Raw genomic sequence first — 23,335 nt, 5'->3', positions numbered from 1 at the left:
TATTTTTTTTGAGGAAGATGCTATGTTTGGATATATAAAGCCTTACAAACCTGAGATGAAGATAAAAGATTACGATGTTTTTAAGGCGTATTACTGTGGCCTATGCAAGGAAATCGGAAGAAAATATGGCGAGATAAGCCGATTGACTTTGAACTATGAGCTTACGTATCTTGCAATTTTTTTATCGGGTTTATCGGATGAGATAGTTGATATGAAGTTAGAAGGTTGTATTATAAATCCATTTAAGAAGAAGCCTGTCATAAAAGAAAATCCATATGTAAAATATGCTGCTGATATGAATGCAATACTAGTCTATTATAAGTTTTTGGACGACAAGGCAGATGGGAAAGCTACTGCCAGTTCATTTTTAGAGTTTTTATTCAGAAAACAGTTTAAAAAATCGTACAAACTATATGCAGAAAAGGCACAAAATATAAAGAAATATCTGACAACATTGCAAAATTTGGAGAGAGATAAATGTTCTTCTGTTGATGAGGCTGCAGAGCCGTTTGCGAATATTTTGCGTGAAGTTTTTCTTTATGAAAATCTGAATATAGATGATGAAGCTTACAAAAAGGTTGAAGAAATTGCATATCATTTAGGAAGATATATATACATTTTAGATGCGTATAATGATTTAAAAGATGATATAAAAAATGGAAACTACAATCCTTTTATATATCAGTATAATTTTACCGATAAAGATAATATAGAGATTAATAATGTAATTGAAGAGATAAAAGAGTGGACGAAATTTAATTTAAGCTTCACTCTTTCTGCAATAGTGAAATTGTATGAACAATTGAGATTCAAGAAAAACATTGGTATAATTGATAATATCTTCAGGATTGGGCTATACATGGAATTTATGAGGATTATGGAAGGAGATAAATCATGCAGAACCCGTACGAAGTTTTAGGATTAAAAGAAGGGGCTTCAATAGAAGAAGTTAAAAAAGCTTATAGGGAACTTGTGAAGAAGTACCATCCTGATCAGTATACTGATAACCCGTTAAAAGACCTTGCAGAAGAAAAATTAAGAGAAATAAATGATGCATATAAAGCAATAATGGATGGATATGCTGGTTCTAATAATTGCAACCATGACAGAAGTTATAACAGTGGAAATACGACATACAGTGATAATGAATCCATGTACTATGAAGTGATAAATGCACTTAATAGAAATGACTTATATGCAGCAGAAAACATATTAAATAGTATGAGAGACAGAAGTGCACAATGGTATTATTTGTATGGCCATGTAAATTACAGAAAGGGAAGATTTGGAGAAGCGTACAACTGTTTCAGGACGGCTGTCAACATGGACCCTAGTAACATGGAGTATCGTGAAGCATTAAACAACATGGAGATGCAAAGAGGTGTATATCAAGGGGATGTGTACAGAAGGACAATGAATGACGATTGCTGCCGGACCCTCTTTACTATATGGGCATGTGATACATGTTGCGAATGCATTGGTGGAGATATGATTAGATGTTTTTAAGGAGTTGATTTTATGCTGAATGCAAAATCACTATCTCTAGGTGGCGTGATTGCGGCTTTAAATGTGGTTATACTTTTTATTGCATCAGTCATGCCTACCAGCAGGCTCTTTTTTCTTGTTGTATCGTCATTTGCTATTTCAATAATGGTGATAGAGACAGGCAGTATAGGAGGACTTGTATTTTATTTAGCCACATCGATATTATCGCTAATATTGATTCCTAATAAGTTAATATCTGTTTATTACATATGCTTTTTTGGATTTTACGGTATCATAAAATCTTACATAGAAAAAAAGCGCTTTAGAATGTATATGGAATTAGCGCTCAAACTTATTGTGTTTAATATATCGTTATTTGTTGTTTACATCATATTTAGCAGAATTTTTATGATGAAGATATTTGTAACTGGTTCCCCATTTATTGCAATTTTTATATTATTGCAAATATCATTTTTGGTATATGATTATGTATATACTATCTTTATATCCTTTTACTATAAAAACGCAAAAAGGCATTAAGCCATTACGCATTAATGCCAAATATAAGCTGTACAAGCGTTCCAAATAGATATGACAGTGCGGCAGCACCTATTCCTGATAAAACCATTTCGATTATTTTATTTTTAATTGACAAACTTTCTGATGCAATTGAAACAATACCGCCTACAATTGAAAGCGCAATAGTTGCAAAAATCACGGAGAATACTAAAGCTATAATTGATGATGAAGAAATAAAGAAGTATGGTATAACAGGGAATATGAGTCCTACTAGGTATGCAAGTCCTGTGTATAAAGCCGATTTTATTTCATTTTCTTTTACTTCTTCCACCAGCAAGTTTGCCATTGCATTTTCATTATCACCAAGTTTTTCAACAACTTCTCTGCTTATATCTTCAGGTATGCCTGATTCATTTAACTTGTTTAGAAGCTCTTCTTTCGCCCTGCCTTTTGATACATTAAATAAAAGCTCCATCTTTCTTTTGATGCCTTCATTGACTTGTCTTTGTGATCTTACAGATGTATATGCACCAATAGCCATAGACAATGCACCTGCTATTCCTACAACAAGACCTGATGTGCCAACAACCAGCGGCTTATTTTGATATACGGCAGATAGACCTGTCACAGTTCCCAATATCTCTACAAGCCCGTCATTCATTCCTAATATGAAATCACGTATATTTGAGAAATTTGCTTCTTTATTTTGATTTCCTAGATTTTTCTCATGTTCCAGTTCATCTTCTATTATCTGAGACAGCATATGGCGTTCTTTTTCAGTTAATATGGGATCTTTGTAATATTTATAGTATTCATCAGTACTATTTGATTCTTGCATCTCTAAGAGAATTATAAAAAGCTTACTTCCCAGCAATGTCCTTAATGCTTTATAAAACCACAGACTGCGGTTGCGAATTTTTGGCTTGACTTTTACGCCTCTATCGCTTAGAAATGTGTACCAAAATTTCGTGTGATTTGATTCTATTGTTGCAAGTTCCTCAAATAATTCACGTATTTCTTTTTTGTTTTCTACTTTTGCCAAGTAAGAATATAGCTGTTTTGCTTCAAATTCATCGTAATAAAATTTTTTTGCTTTATCTAGTGCGTCCATTTCTACTCCCTCCCACATATTTCATTTTATAATACTTGGCATAAATATACAAGAAGAAGCCTCTAGTAATTTAGAAAAATATTATTATCACGATATGTTATGATAGTTTTATTAATCGTTCCCTTACAATAATATTTTTCAAATTTTGAGACTTCAGCCAATTATAATAGGAAAGGATAAAACATAAGTGAATGATTAACTGTGCTTGATAATATCCTTTATATTATGTATTTTTAGCATTACTTTTTTGCTTTTTCCAGAGCATTCTTAACAGCTATTTTCCAGTTTGTAGTTGTTTCTGTCGCACCTGCTATTGTATCTACATTGTATGTTTGCTTTTTAATCATTTCATTTGCCATATCAACTCTGAACTTTTTTAAATTTGGATAGACTTTACCTGTTTGTGGATCCTTTTTACCTGTCCATTTGTCGTAGTTGATTTCTTTTCCGTTTTTGTCTAATCGCCTTAAAGTTATACTTGTTATTTTGCCGTTTTTTATTACTACTGTTGCATCTTCGCTGCCTTCAGACCACTTTGGACCGGCACCTGTGTACATACCGTCTTTGTAAGATACTTTAGGTGTAGTTTGAGGTTTTGGCTTTTGAGTTGAAGTTTTTGTCATTGACTTGCAAGATGCGAGGCTTAATGCGAAAATTGCAATTAAAATTATTGATATAATTTTCCTTAATGTTCTCATTTTATTCCTCCTGTGGGCTATTTTTATATATTTTTTCTACAATATATAAATATTATTCAACGATTTTAAAATATTTGACATATAACTTTTACAATTTGTTAATTGATTTAACAAAATTTTGACACAACTTGGGGATATAATAATAGTAACAAAGTTAAAGGAGGTGCAAAGTTAACTACAAGTATTGAAATATAGTTACACTTTATATGAGAAAGGAGGCAATGATTGGTGACAAAAGCAAAGAAAATTTTGGCTGTAACTTTGATGAGTGCAATGCTGATTTCGACTGTAGCTTTTGCTGATGAAGTAGTTTCACCACAGCAGAGCAGCAGCAATACTACAGTCCAGACAGCGCCTGATAAAATAGATCCAATACAGAGATTAGAAAACATCAAAGCAAAGGTTACCGAAAAATACAATGAAGGGAAAATAAGCAAGGACAAATATGACAGCATAATCGCGAAAATAAATAATATGGAACAAAAAATAAACGATTTTAATAAGTTGACACTTGATCAAAAAAGGCAGAAACTTATAAGTGATTATACTGCTGCTGTAAATAAGAAAGTACAAAGTGGAAAAATAACACAGGATAAAGCGAATGAGCTTATTAAAAATTACACAGATAAAATAAACAAATGGGATGGAACTGGCCTTCCACCTGGGATGAAAGGCATGTTCATGGGATTTAAAAATTTCAATGAAGGTGGTTACAAGAGATTTGAAAATGCTTTAGATAAGGCAGTAAAGGACAACAAGATAACAGAAAGCCAAAAACAAGATATATTAAATTACTTAAAAGATAACAAGGACAAATCTGGAAGTGATACAAGCAACACAAATACGTAGTCCGATTTATAAAAAAATAGAGGGCAGATTATCTGCCCTTTAATATTAAAATACTACACTTGCTATGTACATGTAAATTGGGACTATGAGTAAACTCAATAGATTTGTTGCGGCTATCATAATCGATGGATATTTTTGGTCACTATTGTAAGCATGTGCCACAATTGCTATTTGTGTCATTACAGGAAGCGCACTTTGAATTACAAATACTTTTTCCATTAATATATTGAGCTTAAAAAAATGAAGTACCAGCATTGTAATTAACGGTGTTATTATGGATCGGCCTATAAGCAAAAACGAAGCAGTGCTGTCAAATTTAAAATCTTTTAAGTCTGTGAGATATATTGATGTGCCGATGAAGATCATGGAAAGTGGTGTCGTAAGTTGACCAATGTATTTAGCTGTATCTATTATGAATTGTGGTATTTTGACCCCTATCAAAATAAAAAGTATCCCCACAAGATATCCTAAAAGGGGAGGCGAGAAGATCTTTTTAAAAGCCTGATATATTGAGAAATTTCCCTGTGGATTTTCTACATCCCTTCTTATGTTGTAAAGCCCCATCGTCCAAAACAGCGTGGTATTTGCTACGTAGTATAGAAGCACGTATGGAACAGCCTTATTTCCAAAAAGAGCTTGATTTACAGGAAGTCCAACGAATATTGTATTAGAAAAAGCAAATATTGCAGAAAATAGACCGATTTTTTTTCTGTCTAATTTAAACAATATAACGGATAGATATGCAATCACATATGATGTAAAAATGCTTAAAAAAGCAGCAATTAAACCCCAAACCATATGTGATAATTGATTTTTTTGAAGGTTTTCAATGACTGTATAAAACATAAGAGCAGGAAGCGAAACTTTTACTACAATTTTTGAAAATAGTTCAGATGTGCTTTCGTCTAACCATTTTTTCATCGCTAATATGTAACCAAGTATAATTATAAACACAATAGGCAAAATGCTTTCAATACCCTTTAAGAAAACCAATGTTATTCCCCCAAAGAAAATTATAGATTAATAATAATGCATAAAGAAATAAAAGTCAAAAATGCTCTTTAAAGGCTAAAGAGCATTTTTCTGATCAATTTATATTATTTTTTCTAGATTGTTTTTGATTTCGTTTAAAAATTCCTTGGTGTTTACTGGTTTTTTATTTGGAAGTTCAGAAATTGCAGCTAAGTCTTTAGTCATTATGCCATCTTCTATTGTTTTTAAAGAAGCTTCTTCTAATTTTTCAGCAAATTTCATTAAATGTTTGTTGTTATCCAGTTCTCCGCGCTTTTTCAAGGCGCCTGTCCAAGCAAATATGGTAGCAATCGGATTAGTGGATGTTTCCTCGCCTTTTAAATATTTATAATAATGACGTGTCACTGTCCCATGGGCGGCTTCATATTCAAAATCACCTTCTGGAGATACCAGCACAGATGTCATCATTGCTAAACTTCCAAAGGCTGTTGCCACCATGTCTGACATTACATCGCCGTCGTAATTTTTCAAAGCCCATATCATGCCGCCTTCGGATCTTATGACTCTTGCAACTGCGTCGTCTATCAGTGTGTAGAAATATTCGATTCCTGCTTCATTAAATTTATCTTTATATTCATTTTCATACATATCATTGAATATGTCCTTAAATGTATGGTCGTATACTTTTGAGATAGTGTCTTTAGTTGCAAACCACAAGTCTTGTTTTTGGCTTAATGCATAGTTGAAACATGCTTTTGCAAAACTTTTTATAGACTTGTCTATGTTGTGCATTCCGATTAAAATACCCGGGCCGTCAAACTCATGTATAGTTTGTCTTTCTACGTCACCATCTTTGTAAGTTACAACCAGTTCAGCTTTTGCAGCCTTTTCAAGCCTGTATTCTACGTCTTTGTATACATCTCCGTAGGCATGACGGGCAATTGTTATAGGCTTTGTCCAGCTTTTTACGAGAGGTTTTATTCCATTTATTAGTATAGGCGTTCTAAAAACAGTGCCGTCTAGTATAGCTCTTATAGTGCCATTGGGACTTTTCCACATCTTTTTTAAATTGTACTCTTCAACTCTCTGAGCGTTAGGTGTTATAGTAGCGCACTTAACACCTACTTTGTGCTTTTTTATTGCATATGCAGCGTCAATTGTGACTTGATCATCGGTCAAGTTTCTATTTTTCAAGCCTAGATCGTAGTATTCTGTATTCAGATCTACAAAAGGTTCTATAAGCATTTCTTTAATCATCTGCCAGATGATTCTGGTCATTTCATCACCATCTAGCTCCACAATGGGGTTTGTCATTTTGATTTTTTCGCTCATATCATCCGCTCCTTAAATTGTAGTTTATAACATTAATTATATAAAACATTAAATAGATAAACAAGAGAAAAAATTTATTAGATGGTGAATGTTTATTTATGTATAAAAATTAATGAGCGAAAAAAATTCGCTCATTAATATCATTAATAAATGTAAATTAATTTTGTTCAGCAAGCTTTTTGTATGTCTCGTATTTTTCTTTTGCAAGCTCTTCAGCTTTTTCAAATAAAGCTTCTGCTCTGTCAGGGAATGTCTTGGCAAGGGATGAATAACGAACTTCACCCATGATAAATTCTTTATATGAAGCTGTTGGAGCTTTTGAATCAAGGATAAACGGATTCTTGCCTTCGGCTTTAAGCATTGGGTTGTACCTGTATAGATGCCAGTAGCCAGCTTCAACTGCTTTCTTTTCTTCTATCTGGCTGCAGCCCATACCTAATCTGATTCCGTGGTTAATGCAAGGTGCATAAGCTATTATAAGTGATGGACCAGGATAGCTTTCTGCTTCTTTTAGCGCTTTAATTGTTTGAGCTTGGTTTGCACCCATTGCGATTTGTGCTACATAAACATATCCATAACTCATAGCTATGCGGCCTAAATCCTTCTTGCCGATTCCTTTACCTGCTGCAGCAAACTGTGCGACTGCACCAACTGGTGTTGCTTTTGATGATTGTCCACCAGTATTTGAATATACTTCTGTATCAAATACAAGAACATTTACGTCTTCGCCAGATGCAAGTACATGGTCAAGACCACCAAAGCCTATATCGTATGCCCAACCGTCACCGCCAAATATCCATTGAGACTTCTTAACCAAGTATTCTTTTCTATCAAGTATTTCATTTAAAAGTTCCTTGATTTTTCCGTCATCTGTCTTATAGTCCTGTATCAATGAAACTATGATGTTTGCTGTCTTCTTTGTTATCTCTGAGCTATTTAAGTTGTCAAGCCATAACTTTAAGGCATTCTTTAGATCTTGAGTAAGATCTAATTCTAATGCTTCTTTTACTATATCAGCTAATTTTTCTCTCTGTTGTTTTACAGCCAATGCCATACCGAAGCCAAACTCAGCATTGTCTTCAAATAGTGAGTTTGCCCATGCTGGACCATGACCATCTTTGTTTACGGTGTATGGTGTAGATGGTGCACTGCCACCCCATATTGATGAGCAACCTGTAGCATTTGCGATAAGCATTCTGTCGCCAAACAATTGTGTTACAAGCCTTGCATATGGCGTTTCACCGCATCCTGCACAAGCACCTGAGAACTCCAGCAATGGCTGCTCAAACTGGCTTCCTTTTACCGTATCTGTACCCAGTGGATTTTCTTTATGTGAGAGAGACATAGCGTACTCCCAATTCTTTGCTTGATCTAATTGTGTCTCAAGTGGCTTCATTATTAAAGACTTTTCTTTTGAAGGACATGTGTTTGCGCATACGCCGCAACCTGTACAATCAAGCACGCTTACTTGAATCCTGAAGTTTAATCCTTCTAAGCCTTTACCGATAGCTTTTTTGGAAGTAAATCCTTCAGGAGCGGTTTTAACTTCTTCTTCATTTAAGAGGAAAGGCCTAATTGCTGCATGTGGACATACATATGCACATTGATTGCACTGTATGCAGTTGTCTATCTGCCATTCAGGCACATCCACTGCGATACCGCGTTTTTCATAAGCTGCTGTACCCATAGGGAATGTACCATCTTCCATGCCTACAAAGGCACTTACAGGCAATTTGTCTCCTTCTTGTCTATTCATGACATCTGCTATATTCTTTATGAAATCAGGAACATTTCTTTCTTCTTTGACTTCATCTTCAGCATCTGCCCATGATGCTGGGACATCAACTTTTACAAGTGCATCTATTCCACGATCAACAGCCGCATAGTTCATGTTTACTATTTTTTCGCCTTTATGACCGTAAGACTTCACAATAGCATCTTTTAAATGCTTAACTGCTTCATCAATAGGAATGATGTTTGCAAGTTTGAAGAATGCGGATTGCATTATCATGTTTATTCTTGCGCCAAGACCTAATTCTTTTGCTATGTCAACAGCATTTATGATGTAGAAATTGATGTTGTTTTTAGCAATGTATCTCTTCATGGACGCAGGCAATTTTTCATCAAGTTCTTCTGGCTTCCATGTGCAGTTTAGTAAGAATGTACCACCTTTTTTAAGTCCTGCAAGCACATCATAGTTATACACATATGCTTGTTTATGGCATGCCACAAAGTCAGCATTGTTTATAAGGTACGTTGATCTTATTGGCTTCTTACCAAAACGCAGGTGTGATATTGTTACACCGCCTGATTTCTTTGAGTCATATGCAAAATAAGCTTGCGCATACATATCAGTGTTGTCGCCGATAATCTGTATAGCACTCTTGTTTGCACCGACTGTACCATCTGAGCCAAATCCCCAGAATTTGCAGCTTATCGTACCTTCTGGTGTTGTTTCAATTTCTTCACCGACAGGTAGTGATGTATTTGTAACATCGTCAACTATACCTATTGTGAAGTTGTTTTTCGGTGTATCAGATTTAAGATTATCAAATACTGCTATTATTTGTGCAGGTGTTGTATCTTTTGAGCCTAAACCATAACGGCCGCCTACAATTACAGGCTTTAATTCACTATCGTAAAAAGCTGCTCTCACGTCTTCATAAAGCGGTTCACCAAATGCACCTGCTTCTTTTGTCCTATCCAATACAGCAATTTTCTTTACTGTCTTTGGTATTGCATTCAAGAAATGTTTGAATGAGAATGGCCTGTATAGATGTACTTTTACGACACCTACTTTTTCGCCTTTTTTCAGTAAATAGTCAATTGTCTCTTCGATAGTCTCTGTCACTGAACCCATTGCAATCACGATGCGTTCAGCATCAGGAGCACCATAGTAATTAAATAATTTATATTCTCTGCCAGTTATCTTGCTTATTTCATTCATATATTCTTCTACTATATCAGGAATAGCATTGTAATATTTATTTGATGCTTCTCTTTCCTGGAAGTAGATGTCAGGATTTTGAGCTGTTCCTCTTGTTACGGGATGCTCTGGATTTAATGCTCTTTTTTTGAATGCTCTTACAGCATCCATGTCCAAAAGCTTTCTTAAATCTTCATAATCCATTACTTCAATCTTCTGGTATTCATGGGACGTTCTAAATCCGTCAAAGAAATGCAAAAATGGCACTCTACCTTTTATAGCTGATAAATGTGCAACGGCAGCTAAATCCATTACTTCTTGGACACTGCCAGATGCAAGTAGAGCAAATCCTGTTTGCCTACATGCCATTACATCCTGATGGTCTCCAAAAATAGATAATGCATGTGATGCAAGTGCACGAGCACTAACATGGAATACGCCTGGCAAAAGCTCACCAGCAATTTTATACATATTAGGAATCATTAATAATAAGCCTTGCGATGCTGTGAATGTTGTGGTTAGTGCACCAGCAGCAAGAGATCCATGAACTGCACCAGCAGCACCTGCTTCTGACTGCATCTCTATAACTTTTACTTCTTGCCCAAATAGATTCTTTCTACCATGGGCACTCCACTCATCAACATGTTCTGCCATAGGTGATGATGGAGTTATCGGATAGATGGCAGCAACTTCTGTGAAAGCATATGCCACATGTGCAGCGGCTGTATTGCCATCCATGGTTTTCATAACCTTCGACATCGTATTTCCCCTCTCTTTTATGATTTTATATTGAATCTAAGGATATATAAGCAAACTATTATAATACAGTGTAAACAAATATGTACTGTTATACAACAGCGGTGAAGCGATTATATAACAGTTTTTTAAAAATGCTTATATATATACCTTTAGACTTTATATAACAGTTCCATGATAATTATATCACAGATAATCAAAATATAAAAATATTTTTTGTCAAAAATTTATTCATTTTTTCGCAAAAAAAATTTTTAAAAAATTATGAGCTGGTCATATTATGTGATATAATGTTATTAACAAACATATCTACAAATAAAGTTATCGGCTAATTGTGTATTTTGTTAAATTAGGATTGACTTTAATGCTTGAAAATGATAGAATAAATTACACGAATTTTTTCTATATTGAAGGAAATTAAATAGGGGGTTTCTGTGAATATCTTCAGTATCATCGTTGCTTAGCCAGTATTTATCTAGCGCAATAGATAGATAGTGGCTTTTATAAAATATTAAAATCATTTAATTCTGCATTATGTCATATCTAATATTTCAAAAAATTCTGCGGGATGCATAGTGAAAGGAATGAGGATATAAGAGATGGAAATTGATATTTTGAATTACTTCATATTGCCTGATGAAGTTCTAGAGATTTTAAAAAGTGGAAAAGAGATAATTATTCCTGAAAGCAGGGAGGAACTGCTAAATTTGACTATTGGTGGAGGCAAAAATGATACATTTGAGGTATCATACGATGTGCCTGGACGAGGAAAAGTTGTTGAGGCGACAGTAACAAAATGCAAAAATGGCTTTGCTATAAATTATCCAGAACCTTACATGAGGCGCAGGGAACCAAACTGCATGGTTATAGCCGATAATAAAGATACTGATAAAGTTAGATATAAAGACAGATTCGGCGAAGATTTTGAGCCTTTAAGGGCACAGACATTTCAATGGCTGAAAGAGCAAGACTTAATTGTCATGCCATTTATGGCTGGGGATGAAAGCTTGGGATATTCATCATTAGTTATTGCACCAAAAAATGCTGGTTTTTTTGTCCTTGCGCTTGCAGATATACAGGGATTTATACCTAAGGACAAAATAAATAAAGATTTTAAACCTCTTTCTATAATATTTGTGGCACCTCCTTTCAGACATACACACTTTGCTGGCAAGCAGGTTGTTGTTCACAACAGACTTGAAAATATGCAAGAGCTTTTTTCATATAATTTGTACCCTGGCCCCAGTGCCAAAAAAGGTGTTTACAGTGTTCTCTTAGATATAGGAGAAAAAGAAGGATGGATAACGGCCCATGCTTCTACGGTAAGAGTAATAACGCCGTATGACAATATAATGACTATCATGCATGAAGGTGCCAGTGGAGGTGGAAAGAGTGAGATGACTGAGCAGCTTCCAAGGGAATTGGACGGAAGGATTCACTTCGGCACTAATATTGTAACAAAAGAGAAGTTTTACATGGAATTAAAAGAAAACAGTGAATTACAGCCTGTTACAGACGATATGGCCCTTTGCCATCCAATTTATCAAGATGAAAGCAAGAAATTAGTGGTTAGAGATGCAGAAAATGGTTGGTTTATACGATTGGACCATGTTACAGAGTATGGGTCAAGCCCAGATCTTGAGAAATTATGTATACATCCTAAAGAGCCATTGTTATTTTTAAATATCGAGGGTGTTCCTAACTCTACATGCCTTATTTGGGAACACGTAGAAGATAGTCCAGGAAAGCCATGTACAAATCCGAGAGTTATAATGCCAAGGGGATTCATATCCAATACTGTTAATGAAGCTGTTGAAGTCGATATAAGGAGTTTTGGGGTAAGAACACCGCCATGTACTAAAGAAAATCCATCATATGGTATATTGGGATTACTGCACGTACTTCCACCATCTATTGCTTGGCTTTGGAGGTTAGTGGCTCCAAGAGGATATGCAAATCCAAGCATAATAGACACAGGAGGATTAAGCAGTGAAGGTGTTGGCTCATATTGGCCATTTGCTACTGGAAAAATGGTAAGACATGCAAATCTAATACTTGATCAGATTCAAAATACGCCTGCTACGCGGTATGTATTAATACCAAATCAGCATATAGGTGCATACAAAGTCGGATTTATGCCACAATGGATTGCTAGAGAATACTTATCGAGACGTGGTGGTGCGAAATTTAGGCCGGACCAATTGACAGAATCAAAATGTCCTCTTTTGGGGTATTCACTAGAGTCGCTAAAAATAGATGGCGAATTTATGCCGAAGCACTTTCTGCAGGTTTATTTGCAACCTGAAGTGGGTGAAGAAGCGTTCCAGAAAGGTGCAAAAATATTAACTGATTTCTTTAAAAAGGAGCTTAAAAAATATCTTACACCAGATCTGTCACAGCTTGGGAAGAAGATCATAGAGTGCTGTCTTGATGACGGAACGCTTGACGATTATATAAATATCTTATAAATACGGATCTTAAAGGTCCGTATTTTTATTATAAATCGCTGATGAAACTAAAGTGGAGGGATGATTATGAATAAGATAATAGAATGTGTACCGAATTTCAGTGAAGGCAAAGATCAAAAGAAAGTTGCAGAGCTTGTATCTGAGGTAGTATCAGTAAAAGGTGTAAAACTTTTGGATTACTCTATGGATAGTGATCACAATAGATCTGTAATAACATTTTGCGGTGACGTGGAGGGAATAAAAGAGGCTGCCTTTAATGTTGCTAAAAAAGCCTCAGAAATTATCGACATGCGTTATCATAAAGGACAGCATCCAAGGATTGGAGCTTTGGATGTTATGCCTTTTGTGCCTTTGAAAAATACTACTATGGATGAGTGTATAGAAATAGCAAAAGAAGTAGGAAAGCGAATCGGAGATGAGCTTAATATACCAGTATATCTATATGAGGAAGCTCAACCAAATCCGAAAAGAAAGAATCTAGAAGACATAAGGAGGGGTGAGTATGAACATTTTTTTGAAAAGATTAAAATGCCTGAATGGGTTCCGGACTTTGGACCACGTGAGATGAATGAAAAAAGTGGTGTTGCTGTCATCGGCGCAAGACAGTATCTTATTGCTTTTAACGTGAATTTAGGGACAAACAATATAGATATTGCAAACAAGATAGCGAAGGCTGTGAGATTTTCTGGTGGTGGTTTTAGATACTTAAAGGCGATGGGAATAAATTTAAAAGAGAGAAATATTGTACAAGTTTCAATGAATTTTACAAATTACGAAAAAACACCTTTGTTTAGGGTGTTTGAGGTGATTAAGAGAGAAGCAGCTAGATATGGAGTAAATATTGTTGGCAGTGAGCTTATAGGATTGATTCCTGCTAAAGCATTGTACGATACAGCAGAGTATTATCTTATGATGGAAAATTTCAGTTACGATAAAGTTATTGAATATAGATTGTACGAGTAATTGGTCAATAAAGTGGAAATAAGATATAATTAAATAAAAAAGGAGATGATTTTATGCTTGTAAACTATACGTTAAATGATTATGTAAAGGAAGTTGCATCTTCAAAGCCAGCTCCCGGTGGTGGCAGTGTATCAGCATTAGTGGCAAGTTTAGGCGTGGCTTTGTCTTCGATGGTATACAATCTTACAATAGGCAGAAAATTTTACGACGAATACGATAATGACATTAAAGATGAATTAGAAAGCGGACTTAAGATTTGTGAAAGGCTTATGTCAGAGGTTATGGAATTAGTAGATGAGGATAAAAAAGCATATGAAGAAGTCATAAGTGTGATTAAAATGCCTAAAGATACTGATGAAAATAAAGCTATAAGAAGTGAAAAACTTGAGAAGGCATATATGAAAGCTATAAATGTACCGCTTAAGTTAGCTCGTCTGTGCAGTGAGGGATTTGCTCCAACTTTGCTTATAGCACAGTACGGAAACCCAAATGCAGTATCTGATGCTGCAGTCGGCGCTTTGCTTCTCTTTGCTGGACTTCAAAGTGCTATGATAAATGTGAAAGTAAATGCGAAATACATAAAAGATAAATCTTTTGTTGATAGTGTCCTTAGCGAATGTGATGATTTAATAAAAAGATATGAGCCTATAAGAGATGAGATTTTGAATATCTCTATGAAAGATTTATGATATTTTTATTAAAGTATAAGTATATTTAAAAGTGAGAAAAATAAAGAAAAACATAGTAATCATGATATAAACTGCAAATACCAACCATAGAAAAAGTTGTACAACATCGCTTATTAGAACTATAATGTTGTTAGATGTCAGACAACGACTAAAACTTCAGAGGACTAAATAGTTGAAAACGATAATAAAATAGGAGGATGAAGGCATGAAAAGATTACGTGTAGTTCTTTCATTGGTGCTAGCATTTGTGCTGACTTTATCACTTTTATCAGGTTGTACTTCAAAGACAAAACAGCAATCGTCACAGCCGAATAGTACAGGCCAAGCATCAAAAAACAAAAACTTTAAAGTAGGTCTTGTTACAGATGTTGGCGGCATAAATGATCACAGCTTTAACCAATTGGCATATCAAGGTATAGAAAAAGCTAAAAATGAGCTTGGTGTTACAGTTAACTTTATTCAATCAAAACAGCAGACAGACTATGTGACAAATCTTACACAGTTTGCTCAGCAGAAATACAATTTAGTAATCGCTGTTGGATACCTTATGAAAGACGCTGTTGAGCAGGTATCGAAGGAATTCCCAGATACAAAGTTTTTGATAATCGATTCAGATATAACAGACAGGCCAAATGTTGCATCTGCTACTTTTAAAACAGAACAGTGCGGATACTTAGTAGGTGTAATGGCAGGTTTAATGGAAAAAGAAAAGAACGCGAAGTTAAATGACCAAAACGTCGTAGGTGTTATAGGTGGAATGCAGATACCACCTGTTGACAGCTACATTGCAGGCTTCCAACAAGGTGTAAAAGCTGTAAATCCTGATACAAAAGTGCTTGTAAGCTACACAGGTAACTTCAATGACCCTGCATCAGGAAAGCAGATGGCTTTGACACAAATAAGCCAAGGTGCTGATATAGTGTTTGGTGTTGCAGGACAAGCTGGTGATGGCGTTATAAATGCAGCTAAGGAAAAGAATATATATGCAATTGGTGTTGATGCAGACCAAAATTACATGGCTCCAGATACAGTAATGACATCAGCGCTTAAGAAAGTAGATACAGCAACTTTTGACACTATAAAGAGTGTTCTTGACAATAATTTTAAGAGCGGTCTTGTATACTTTGATTTAGCTAATGATGGCGTAGGATATGCGAAGCCTATAAAAGATGTACCACAATCTATAGTCGACAAAGTGGATGAATATGCAAAGCAAATTAAGGATGGCACTATAAAAGTTTCGGATCAAGTGCAGAAATAAAGGCTAACTTAGGGGCTGACGGAGTTCAGCCCCTTTTTAGGAGGTGTATTAATGAGTGCTTTATTAGAAGTCAATAATATTACAAAAATGTTTCCAAAGGTCAGGGCAAATGACGGAGTAAATCTCGTGGTAGAAGAGGGAGAAATTCATGCTATTTTAGGCGAAAATGGCGCAGGAAAATCTACTTTAATGAATATTATTTATGGACTTTATAGGCCTGATTCAGGTGAATTAAAATTTAATGGCGAAGTTTTAAATCTTAGCGGTCCACATGAAGCAATAGAAAAAGGAATAGGGATGGTACATCAGCATTTTATGCTGATCCCGGTCTTAACAGTTGCAGAAAATATAGTTCTTGGAGCTGAACCAGGTGGTATTTCGTACAACAAGAAGAAAGCCAACGAATTGATTCGCGAGATATCAAGAAATTATCATCTTGAAATCGATCCTGACGCTAAAGTTAAAGACTTATCGGTAGGACTTCAACAAAGAGTAGAGATATTGAAGGCGTTTTACAGACATGCAAAGCTTCTCATATTGGATGAGCCTACGGCGATGCTTACTCCGCAGGAGACGGAAGAGCTTTTTGGAATAATGAGGAATTTGAAAAATCAGGGCATATCGATTATATTCATAAGCCATAAATTAGATGAAGTTAAAGAGATATCTGATAAAGTTACAGTAATGAGGAGAGGTAAAACAGTAGGTACTCTGAATACAAAAGAAACCAATGAGCAAGAATTGGCTAATTTGATGGTAGGCAGGGAAGTTGTATTAAGACTAGAGAAATCAGAGTACAATCCCGGTGATGTTGTTTTGTCAGTAAAAGACTTAACTGTATCAGATGAACAAAATATAGAAAAAGTTAAAAATGTAAGCTTTGACATTAGAAGCGGGGAAATTTTTGGACTGGCAGGTATAGATGGCAATGGCCAGACAGAGCTTATTGAGGCATTGATGGGGTTAAGGCCAATAAAATCAGGTGTTATTAAGTATAACAATAATAACATTGAAAAGTTGCCAACTCGTGAAAGGTATAAGCTTGGTATATCATATATTCCGCAAGACAGGCAACAAGAAGGGCTTATTATGAAGTTCAGCGTGGCTGATAATTTGATTTTAAAGGAGTATAAAAACAGTCAATATTCGAAAAATGGTGTTATTCAGTACAAGAGAGTATTTGAAAATGCTTCTAAGAAAGTTGAGGAGTTTGATATAAGACCAACTGATTATAATCTTCTGGCAGGTAATCTTTCAGGTGGCAACCAGCAGAAGATAATTCTTGCTAGGGAAGTCGGTTCAAATCCAAAGCTTTTGATAGCTGTCCAGCCTACGAGGGGAATGGATGTAGGAGCTATCGAGTATATTCATAAGAGATTGCTTCAGTTAAGAGATGAAGGTTCTGCTATACTTCTTGTTTCTTTAGAGCTTGAGGAGATAATGTCCTTGTCAGACAGGATTGGGGTTATCCATAACGGTGTGATTATGGATATACTTGATGGTAAATCTGCTACAAGAGAAAAAATTGGACTACTTATGGCAGGTTCTCAAATTGAGGCTAAGAAAGTCGAGGTGTAATCATGAATAAAATATTAAAAAGCATTTACATGCCTATACTTGCAGTAATAATCGCTATTATTATAGGTTCTATTATAATGTTGGTGACGGGTTTTAATCCTCTAGCAGCGTATGCATCGCTGTTTATCGGCGCATTTGGGACACTACCTAATATAGCAAACACACTTGCAAATGCAGTACCTCTTATCATAACAGGTCTTGGTGTTGCAATAGCATTTAATGCAGGACTTTTTAACATTGGTGCTGAGGGGCAGTACTGGATTGGTGCTATAGTAGCTACATGGATTGGCTATTCTTTCAAAGGATTGCCATGGTATATCCACATACCATTTGCACTCATTGGAGCAATGGTTGCCGCAGGACTCTGGGGTGGAATAGTTCCGGGATTTGCAAAGGCGTATACAGGAGCACATGAAGTGATTACAACAATGATGATGAGCTATGTTGCAATATATTTTAGCCATTATCTTTTGGAATTTGGTCCTATGATGGAAAAAGGATCTGTTCCACAGTCTCCACTCATTAAGGATTCAGCTATTATACCTACTATTTTAAGGAATACACAGCTATCATACGGAATATTTATTGCTATAGCAGCAGCTTTGTTTGTGTATTGGCTCATGTACAAGACGGTTTGGGGATATGAAATGAGAGCTGTTGGATTTAACCAGAGAGCGTCAAAATATGCCGGAATGAATGTGCCGCTTAATATCGTGCTTTCACTGAGTTTAAGTGGAATATTTGCGGGACTTGCAGGTGCTGTTCAAATTTTAGGTGTGCAGCACAGGCTTTACGATAGCTTTACATCAGGTTATGGTTACACAGCAATAGTCGTTGCACTGCTGGCAAAGAATAATCCTATTGGTGTTGTATTTTCAGCGCTTCTATTTGCTGCGCTTGGAACAGGGTCACAGTATATGCAGTTAAATGCGCAAGTACCTGGCCAGCTTGCTGATGTTATAACAGGGTTAATAATATTCTTTGTTGCTGCTGACAAGATTATTGAAGTATTGAAAAGCATGTTTAAGAAGCAGAAAAAGGAGGAGTTAGCGTCATGAAAGAGATTTTATTAAATCCTCAGTTGTGGTCAGCTACGCTTGCTATGGCAACACCGTTAGCACTGCCAGCACTTGGAGGAACTTTTTCTGAGAGATCAGGTGTTGTCAATATTGCTATGGAAGGTATAATGCTTATTGCTGCTTTTTTTGCTGTACTGTTTGCACATTTAACAGGAAGTGCTTGGCTGGGACTATTAGGTGCAATTGTGGTGGGTATGATAGTAGCTGTTATTTTTGCATGGGCTGCTGTGACACTTACTGCTGATCAAGTTATTCTTGGTATGGCAATAAATATATTTGCATCAGGATTTACTGCATATCTTTTAAACACAATCTTTGGTTTCAGTGGTACGCCGACAGATACGCCAATGCTTCCAAATATAAATATTCCTGTTATTAAAAATATACCATTTATAGGACAAATTTTAAGTGGCAATAGCGTTATAGTATATCTTATGATAATTTTGATATTTGCATCAAATTACTTCTTGTTTCATACAAATCTAGGATTAAGAATAAGGGCTGTTGGAGAAAATCCTGAGGCAGCCGAAACTGCTGGAATTAACGTAATAAAGTTAAGGTACCTTGGTGTCGCTTTAAGTGGCTTGTTTTCAGCAATAGGTGGTGCATATCTATCGATAGGTCTTCTTAACAGTTTTAGCACTGATATGTCCAGTGGAAGAGGATATATAGCATTGGCAGCTATGATATTCGGCAAATGGACGCCATTTGGTTCTTTTGGAGCAGCGCTGCTCTTTGGATTTGCGACAGCTTTAAGCATGCAGCTACAAAATAGTGCGATGTCAAAGAATATAATTATGATGCTTCCATATATTCTCACCGTTTTGGCTCTGGTCGGGGTTGGCGGCAAGAGTGTATCTCCTGCTGCAGATGGTGTGCCATATACACCTAAGAAGTGAGGCTTAATATGTTAGTACCAGATAAAAAGCCACTTTATGAGTTGGCTTTAAATAAGATGGAGGAGCTTATAAAGACAGGGGTATGGAAGGAAGGAATGAAACTTCCTTCTGAGGCTTCTCTCTCAAAAGAATTTGGCATTAGCAGGGCTACACTTAGAGAAGCGATGAGAATAATGGAAGATGAGGGTCTGATAGCTAAGCAGCAAGGTGTAGGTACTTTTGTTCGCAGAAAACCAATTATACGAAGCGGACTTGAGGAATTGTTTAGCGTTACAGCGCTTATTAAACGGCAGGGAATGAAGCCTGGCACAAAAGACTTTACATTTTATAAATTGCCGGCGCTGGAAAATGAAGCTGAAAAATTAAAACTTAATCCCGGTGATGAAATATATAAAGTCGAGAGAGTTAGAACGGCAGATGACATACCTGTTGTGTACTGTGTTGATAGACTACCTCGTAAAATAGTAGGGGATAAGTTCAGCGGTTTTGAAGAATCTGTGTTTGCGTTTTTAGAAAAGGAATACAACATCAAGATAACTTATGCAGTTTCAAACATTAAAGTTGTTAAACATGATTTTACGATAGAAAAGAAGCTTAATATAGGAAAGAATGACTCTGTACTTTTGCTTGAACAGATTCACTATGATGAAAATAACATGCCGATACTCTTTTCTTCTAATTATTTTAATGCAGATAAGTTCGATTTTTATATCATTAGGAAGCGTGATTGATTGGAGGTACAATCAATGGATTATCAGGAATTATTGGAAAAGGCAAAAGAGGCAAGGGAGATGGCGTATGCGCCTTACTCCCATTTTAAAGTTGGTGCATGTGTCATTACAGATAATGGGAATACTTATAAAGGATGTAACATAGAAAATTCTTCATACGGACTTACGAATTGTGCGGAGAGAACAGCGTTATTCAATGCATATTCCAATGGAGATAGAAAGATAAAAGCGATTGCTGTAGTAGCCGATACTGATGGACCTGTTTCACCGTGCGGTTCATGCAGACAGGTGATGTACGAATTGGGCGGTGAAGATTTGACAGTTATTTTAGGGAATATGAAAGGTGATTATGTGGTAAAAAAAGCTAAAGATCTTCTTCCATATGCATTTTCTTTATCCGATGAAAATAATATTTAAATTTGTGAAACGTATTTTAATAGAGGTGATTAAATGATTAAGAGAGTTTTGTTGATAGTTTTAGATAGCGTTGGTGCAGGTGAAGCTCCTGATGCATATAAATATGGTGATGAAGGCTCAAATACGCTTGGACACATATGCGATGTGACAGGTGTTAAGCTTCCGAATTTAGGTAAATTAGGGCTGGGAAATATACTGCCGCTTAAAAGCGTGGAAGCTGATGATTCTGCTATAGGTGCATATGGGAAAATGCAAGAACATTCTGCTGGCAAGGATACGACGACTGGACATTGGGAAATAGCAGGACTTTGGATAGACAAAGCTTTTCCAACATTTCCTAATGGATTTCCAGACGAAGTAATAAAGCCATTTGAAGAGAAAATAGGCAGAAAGGTGATAGGGAATAAACCTGCATCAGGAACGGAGATAATTGAAGAGCTCGGAGAAGAACATGTGAAAACAGGTTGTCCTATTGTCTATACGTCGGCAGACAGCGTATTTCAAATTGCTGCTCACGAAGATGTAATACCGCTTAACGAGCTTTATAATATGTGTGAAATCGCAAGAGAAATATTGACTGGTGATTATGCTGTTGGAAGAGTCATAGCTAGACCTTTTATTGGAGATGTGGGGAAGTTTGTCAGGACAGAAAACAGGAGGGATTTTTCATTAAAGCCTTTTAGCCCAACGATACTGGATAACCTTAAAGAGGTTGGCTATGAAGTATTCGCTATAGGTAAGATAGAGGACATATTTGCAGGGTGTGGCATAACAGGTAAGGATCATTCCACAAACAATAAAGACGGTATAATTGCGACTTTAAAGGCTTTAGACAAAGTTAAAAATGGGCTTATATTTACAAATTTAGTAGACTTTGATATGCTTTATGGGCATAGAAACAATCCTGAAGGATATGCAGATGCATTAAAATATTTTGACAATCATCTTCCAGAAATACTGGCAAAGCTAGCTGATGATGATTTACTGATTATAACGGCAGATCATGGCAATGATCCTACTACAGCCAGCACAGATCATTCTAGAGAATATGTACCACTTATAGTATACAGTCCAAAATTTAAACATGGCGCAAACTTGGGAGTGAGACAAACATTTTCTGATATTGCTGCTACTATTGCTGAAATATTCAAGGTTGAGGGAACTGGTCATGGAACATCATTCCTTGATGAATTGCCATTTTAGTTAGGAGGGTCTTTTATGAGAATGTATGATCTTATAATGAAGAAAAGAGATGGTGGTACTTTTACAAAAGACGAGATAGATTTTATCATATCATCATATACAAAAGATTATGTACCTGATTATCAGATGAGCGCTCTTTTGATGGCTATATACTTTAATGGCATGACAAATGAAGAAACAGCACACATGACGATGGCTATGGCACATTCTGGAGATGTATTGGATTTATCAGAAATAAAAGGAATTAAGGTAGATAAACATTCTACTGGCGGTGTCGCAGATACTACCACGTTAGTATTAGCGCCTCTTGTGGCAGCATGCGGTGCCCCTGTTGCAAAAATGTCAGGAAGAGGATTAGGACATACAGGTGGTACAATAGACAAGCTTGAATCTATTCCAGGCATGAAAGTTGAGCTAAGTGAAAGAGAATTTATAGACAATGTAAATAAGCATGGCATTGCTGTTGTAGGGCAGTCCAGCAATTTGACACCTGCAGATAAGAAGCTGTATGCATTGAGAGATGTTACTGCAACAGTTGATTCAATACCGCTTATAGCAAGTTCCATAATGAGCAAAAAGATTGCATCTGGTGCCGACGGGATAGTTCTTGATGTAAAAGTTGGACGTGGTGCATTTATGAAAGATATTGAAAGCGCCAAAAAGCTTGCAAATCTCATGGTTGAAATAGGGAATTCTGTAGGACGGAAGACGGTTGCCCATGTGACAAACATGGATGAGCCGCTGGGACTTGCAATTGGCAATTCATTGGAAGTAGTAGAAGCCATCGATGTATTAAAGGGAAATGGTTCAAAAGATCTTCTGGATGTTTGTATGGTCTTAGGTGCTGATATGCTTACAATCGCTGGTGTTGCAAAAGACACGGATGAAGCAAAAGAGATGTTGAAAGAGGCTTTGACAAGCGGTAAAGCACTGGATAAATTCAAAGAGTTCGTTAGTGCGCAAGGTGGAGATGCCAGGATAGTAGATAACATATCACTGCTTCCTCAGGCTAAATATGTTGAGGCATGGATAGCTGATGAAGACTTATATATAAAAGATTTATATGCGCTAGACTTAGGACTTATTGCCATGAAATTAGGTGCTGGAAGGTCTACAAAAGAAGACTCTATCGATTTATCAGTAGGCATTATGCTAGGCGGTAAAATCGGAGATATGGTAAGGAAGGGCGATCCTATAGCAACAGTATATGCAAACGACAAAGATAAGCTAGAATGGGCTTTAAATGAAATAAAGAAATATATTATAGTTACAGATCAGCATGTTGAAAGACCACAATTGATATATATGTAAAAATTCCTCTTGGAGGAATTTTTTTTTGCAATCATTTAACATTTTCAAATAAGAGCCGATATAGTTAACAAAAGGTTTTATCTATGGA

General features: G+C 36.0%; 20 protein-coding genes. 15 read left to right on the top strand and 5 right to left on the bottom strand.

Features of this window, described 5'->3' with window-relative positions; genetic code table 11:
• Positions 1-22 precede the first annotated feature (22 nt).
• Genes J2Z80_RS03710 through J2Z80_RS03700 form a run of 3 tightly spaced genes read left to right on the top strand, consistent with a single transcriptional unit; the run spans position 23 to position 2,025 of the window.
• Complete coding sequence (locus J2Z80_RS03710) at positions 23-919, top strand: DUF5685 family protein (RefSeq protein ID WP_209453191.1); 897 nt, start codon at positions 23-25, stop codon at positions 917-919.
• A complete protein-coding gene (locus J2Z80_RS03705) occupies positions 895-1,506 on the top strand; it encodes a J domain-containing protein (RefSeq protein ID WP_209453190.1) in 612 nt (203 codons plus the stop codon). Before J2Z80_RS03710 ends, J2Z80_RS03705 begins: the two co-directional genes overlap by 25 nt.
• Positions 1,507-1,518: 12 nt before the next feature.
• Positions 1,519-2,025 (top strand): hypothetical protein, encoded by a 507-nt coding sequence (locus J2Z80_RS03700; protein WP_209453189.1) that lies wholly within the window; start codon positions 1,519-1,521, stop codon positions 2,023-2,025.
• 4 nt (positions 2,026-2,029) lie between these two features.
• On the opposite strand, the gene J2Z80_RS03695 is transcribed toward J2Z80_RS03700, so the two are convergent.
• Both J2Z80_RS03695 and J2Z80_RS03690 read right to left on the bottom strand, forming a co-directional pair.
• On the bottom strand, positions 2,030-3,115 hold the full coding sequence (locus J2Z80_RS03695; RefSeq protein ID WP_209453188.1) for a VIT1/CCC1 transporter family protein: 1,086 nt from the start codon (positions 3,113-3,115) through the stop codon (positions 2,030-2,032).
• A 239-nt stretch (positions 3,116-3,354) separates the two neighbouring features.
• Positions 3,355-3,813: an FMN-binding protein gene (locus tag J2Z80_RS03690; RefSeq protein WP_209453187.1), complete on the bottom strand. Its 459-nt coding sequence runs from the start codon at positions 3,811-3,813 to the stop codon at positions 3,355-3,357.
• Between the two features lie 228 nt (positions 3,814-4,041).
• On the opposite strand from J2Z80_RS03690, the gene J2Z80_RS03685 reads away from it, so the two are divergent.
• Positions 4,042-4,662 (top strand): hypothetical protein, encoded by a 621-nt coding sequence (locus J2Z80_RS03685; RefSeq protein ID WP_209453186.1) that lies wholly within the window; start codon positions 4,042-4,044, stop codon positions 4,660-4,662.
• Between the two features lie 45 nt (positions 4,663-4,707).
• Here the strand turns inward: J2Z80_RS03685 and J2Z80_RS03680 are convergent, their stop codons facing one another.
• The 3 genes from J2Z80_RS03680 to nifJ all read right to left on the bottom strand — a co-directional run bounded on the left by J2Z80_RS03680 (position 4,708) and on the right by nifJ (position 10,651).
• Positions 4,708-5,655 (bottom strand): AEC family transporter, encoded by a 948-nt coding sequence (locus tag J2Z80_RS03680; protein ID WP_209453185.1) that lies wholly within the window; start codon positions 5,653-5,655, stop codon positions 4,708-4,710.
• Between the two features lie 99 nt (positions 5,656-5,754).
• Positions 5,755-6,966: an NADP-dependent isocitrate dehydrogenase gene (locus tag J2Z80_RS03675; protein ID WP_209453184.1), complete on the bottom strand. Its 1,212-nt coding sequence runs from the start codon at positions 6,964-6,966 to the stop codon at positions 5,755-5,757.
• 157 nt (positions 6,967-7,123) lie between these two features.
• Positions 7,124-10,651, bottom strand: a complete 3,528-nt coding sequence (gene nifJ, locus J2Z80_RS03670; protein WP_209453183.1) for a pyruvate:ferredoxin (flavodoxin) oxidoreductase — start codon at positions 10,649-10,651, stop codon at positions 7,124-7,126.
• A gap of 596 nt (positions 10,652-11,247) precedes the next feature.
• Here nifJ and J2Z80_RS03665 point away from each other — a divergent pair.
• The 11 genes from J2Z80_RS03665 (at position 11,248) to J2Z80_RS03615 (ending at position 23,247) form a co-directional block, all read left to right on the top strand.
• The gene (locus J2Z80_RS03665) at positions 11,248-13,116 is read left to right on the top strand and encodes a DUF4914 family protein (RefSeq protein ID WP_209453182.1); all 1,869 of its coding nucleotides are present in this window, start codon (positions 11,248-11,250) and stop codon (positions 13,114-13,116) included.
• Between the two features lie 66 nt (positions 13,117-13,182).
• Positions 13,183-14,079 carry a glutamate formimidoyltransferase gene (gene ftcD / locus J2Z80_RS03660; protein WP_209453181.1) on the top strand — a complete coding sequence of 299 codons (897 nt, stop codon included), beginning with the start codon at positions 13,183-13,185 and terminating at the stop codon, positions 14,077-14,079.
• Positions 14,080-14,132: 53 nt separating this feature from the next.
• Positions 14,133-14,768: a cyclodeaminase/cyclohydrolase family protein gene (locus J2Z80_RS03655; protein WP_209453180.1), complete on the top strand. Its 636-nt coding sequence runs from the start codon at positions 14,133-14,135 to the stop codon at positions 14,766-14,768.
• Positions 14,769-14,973: 205 nt separating this feature from the next.
• Positions 14,974-16,029 carry a BMP family lipoprotein gene (locus J2Z80_RS03650; RefSeq protein ID WP_209453179.1) on the top strand — a complete coding sequence of 352 codons (1,056 nt, stop codon included), beginning with the start codon at positions 14,974-14,976 and terminating at the stop codon, positions 16,027-16,029.
• Between the two features lie 51 nt (positions 16,030-16,080).
• Positions 16,081-17,607, top strand: a complete 1,527-nt coding sequence (locus J2Z80_RS03645; protein ID WP_209453178.1) for an ABC transporter ATP-binding protein — start codon at positions 16,081-16,083, stop codon at positions 17,605-17,607.
• A gap of 2 nt (positions 17,608-17,609) precedes the next feature.
• A complete protein-coding gene (locus tag J2Z80_RS03640; RefSeq protein WP_209453177.1) occupies positions 17,610-18,665 on the top strand; it encodes an ABC transporter permease in 1,056 nt (351 codons plus the stop codon).
• Positions 18,662-19,585: an ABC transporter permease gene (locus J2Z80_RS03635; RefSeq protein ID WP_209453176.1), complete on the top strand. Its 924-nt coding sequence runs from the start codon at positions 18,662-18,664 to the stop codon at positions 19,583-19,585. Before J2Z80_RS03640 ends, J2Z80_RS03635 begins: the two co-directional genes overlap by 4 nt.
• An 8-nt stretch (positions 19,586-19,593) precedes the next feature.
• Positions 19,594-20,316 carry a GntR family transcriptional regulator gene (locus tag J2Z80_RS03630; RefSeq protein ID WP_209453175.1) on the top strand — a complete coding sequence of 241 codons (723 nt, stop codon included), beginning with the start codon at positions 19,594-19,596 and terminating at the stop codon, positions 20,314-20,316.
• A 15-nt stretch (positions 20,317-20,331) separates the two neighbouring features.
• Entirely contained in the window at positions 20,332-20,733 is a 402-nt protein-coding gene (locus J2Z80_RS03625) for a cytidine deaminase (protein ID WP_209453174.1), read from the top strand.
• A 33-nt stretch (positions 20,734-20,766) separates the two neighbouring features.
• Positions 20,767-21,936 carry a phosphopentomutase gene (locus J2Z80_RS03620; protein ID WP_209453173.1) on the top strand — a complete coding sequence of 390 codons (1,170 nt, stop codon included), beginning with the start codon at positions 20,767-20,769 and terminating at the stop codon, positions 21,934-21,936.
• Between the two features lie 15 nt (positions 21,937-21,951).
• Positions 21,952-23,247, top strand: a complete 1,296-nt coding sequence (locus J2Z80_RS03615) for a pyrimidine-nucleoside phosphorylase (protein WP_209453172.1) — start codon at positions 21,952-21,954, stop codon at positions 23,245-23,247.
• Positions 23,248-23,335 lie beyond the last annotated feature (88 nt).

The organism is Thermoanaerobacterium butyriciformans (assembly GCF_017874545.1).
GTDB lineage: Bacteria > Bacillota > Thermoanaerobacteria > Thermoanaerobacterales > Thermoanaerobacteraceae > Thermoanaerobacterium > Thermoanaerobacterium butyriciformans.
The sequence above is the reverse complement of the archived record's forward strand: the minus strand, read 5'-3'. Positions and strand labels throughout refer to the sequence as shown.

What these genes read in the sequence shown, in the direction of transcription:
- J2Z80_RS03710 (WP_209453191.1), top strand. Translation starts at nt 23, where the DNA reads ATGTTTGGATATATAAAGCCTTACAAACCTGAGATGAAGATAAAAGAT.
- J2Z80_RS03705 (WP_209453190.1), top strand. Translation starts at nt 895, where the DNA reads ATGCAGAACCCGTACGAAGTTTTAGGATTAAAAGAAGGGGCTTCAATA.
- J2Z80_RS03700 (WP_209453189.1), top strand. Translation starts at nt 1,519, where the DNA reads ATGCTGAATGCAAAATCACTATCTCTAGGTGGCGTGATTGCGGCTTTA.
- J2Z80_RS03695 (WP_209453188.1), bottom strand. Translation starts at nt 3,115, where the DNA reads ATGGACGCACTAGATAAAGCAAAAAAATTTTATTACGATGAATTTGAA.
- J2Z80_RS03690 (WP_209453187.1), bottom strand. Translation starts at nt 3,813, where the DNA reads ATGAGAACATTAAGGAAAATTATATCAATAATTTTAATTGCAATTTTC.
- J2Z80_RS03675 (WP_209453184.1), bottom strand. Translation starts at nt 6,966, where the DNA reads ATGAGCGAAAAAATCAAAATGACAAACCCCATTGTGGAGCTAGATGGT.
- nifJ (WP_209453183.1), bottom strand. Translation starts at nt 10,651, where the DNA reads ATGTCGAAGGTTATGAAAACCATGGATGGCAATACAGCCGCTGCACAT.
- J2Z80_RS03665 (WP_209453182.1), top strand. Translation starts at nt 11,248, where the DNA reads ATGGAAATTGATATTTTGAATTACTTCATATTGCCTGATGAAGTTCTA.
- ftcD (WP_209453181.1), top strand. Translation starts at nt 13,183, where the DNA reads ATGAATAAGATAATAGAATGTGTACCGAATTTCAGTGAAGGCAAAGAT.
- J2Z80_RS03655 (WP_209453180.1), top strand. Translation starts at nt 14,133, where the DNA reads ATGCTTGTAAACTATACGTTAAATGATTATGTAAAGGAAGTTGCATCT.
- J2Z80_RS03650 (WP_209453179.1), top strand. Translation starts at nt 14,974, where the DNA reads ATGAAAAGATTACGTGTAGTTCTTTCATTGGTGCTAGCATTTGTGCTG.
- J2Z80_RS03645 (WP_209453178.1), top strand. Translation starts at nt 16,081, where the DNA reads ATGAGTGCTTTATTAGAAGTCAATAATATTACAAAAATGTTTCCAAAG.
- J2Z80_RS03640 (WP_209453177.1), top strand. Translation starts at nt 17,610, where the DNA reads ATGAATAAAATATTAAAAAGCATTTACATGCCTATACTTGCAGTAATA.
- J2Z80_RS03635 (WP_209453176.1), top strand. Translation starts at nt 18,662, where the DNA reads ATGAAAGAGATTTTATTAAATCCTCAGTTGTGGTCAGCTACGCTTGCT.
- J2Z80_RS03630 (WP_209453175.1), top strand. Translation starts at nt 19,594, where the DNA reads ATGTTAGTACCAGATAAAAAGCCACTTTATGAGTTGGCTTTAAATAAG.
- J2Z80_RS03625 (WP_209453174.1), top strand. Translation starts at nt 20,332, where the DNA reads ATGGATTATCAGGAATTATTGGAAAAGGCAAAAGAGGCAAGGGAGATG.
- J2Z80_RS03620 (WP_209453173.1), top strand. Translation starts at nt 20,767, where the DNA reads ATGATTAAGAGAGTTTTGTTGATAGTTTTAGATAGCGTTGGTGCAGGT.
- J2Z80_RS03615 (WP_209453172.1), top strand. Translation starts at nt 21,952, where the DNA reads ATGAGAATGTATGATCTTATAATGAAGAAAAGAGATGGTGGTACTTTT.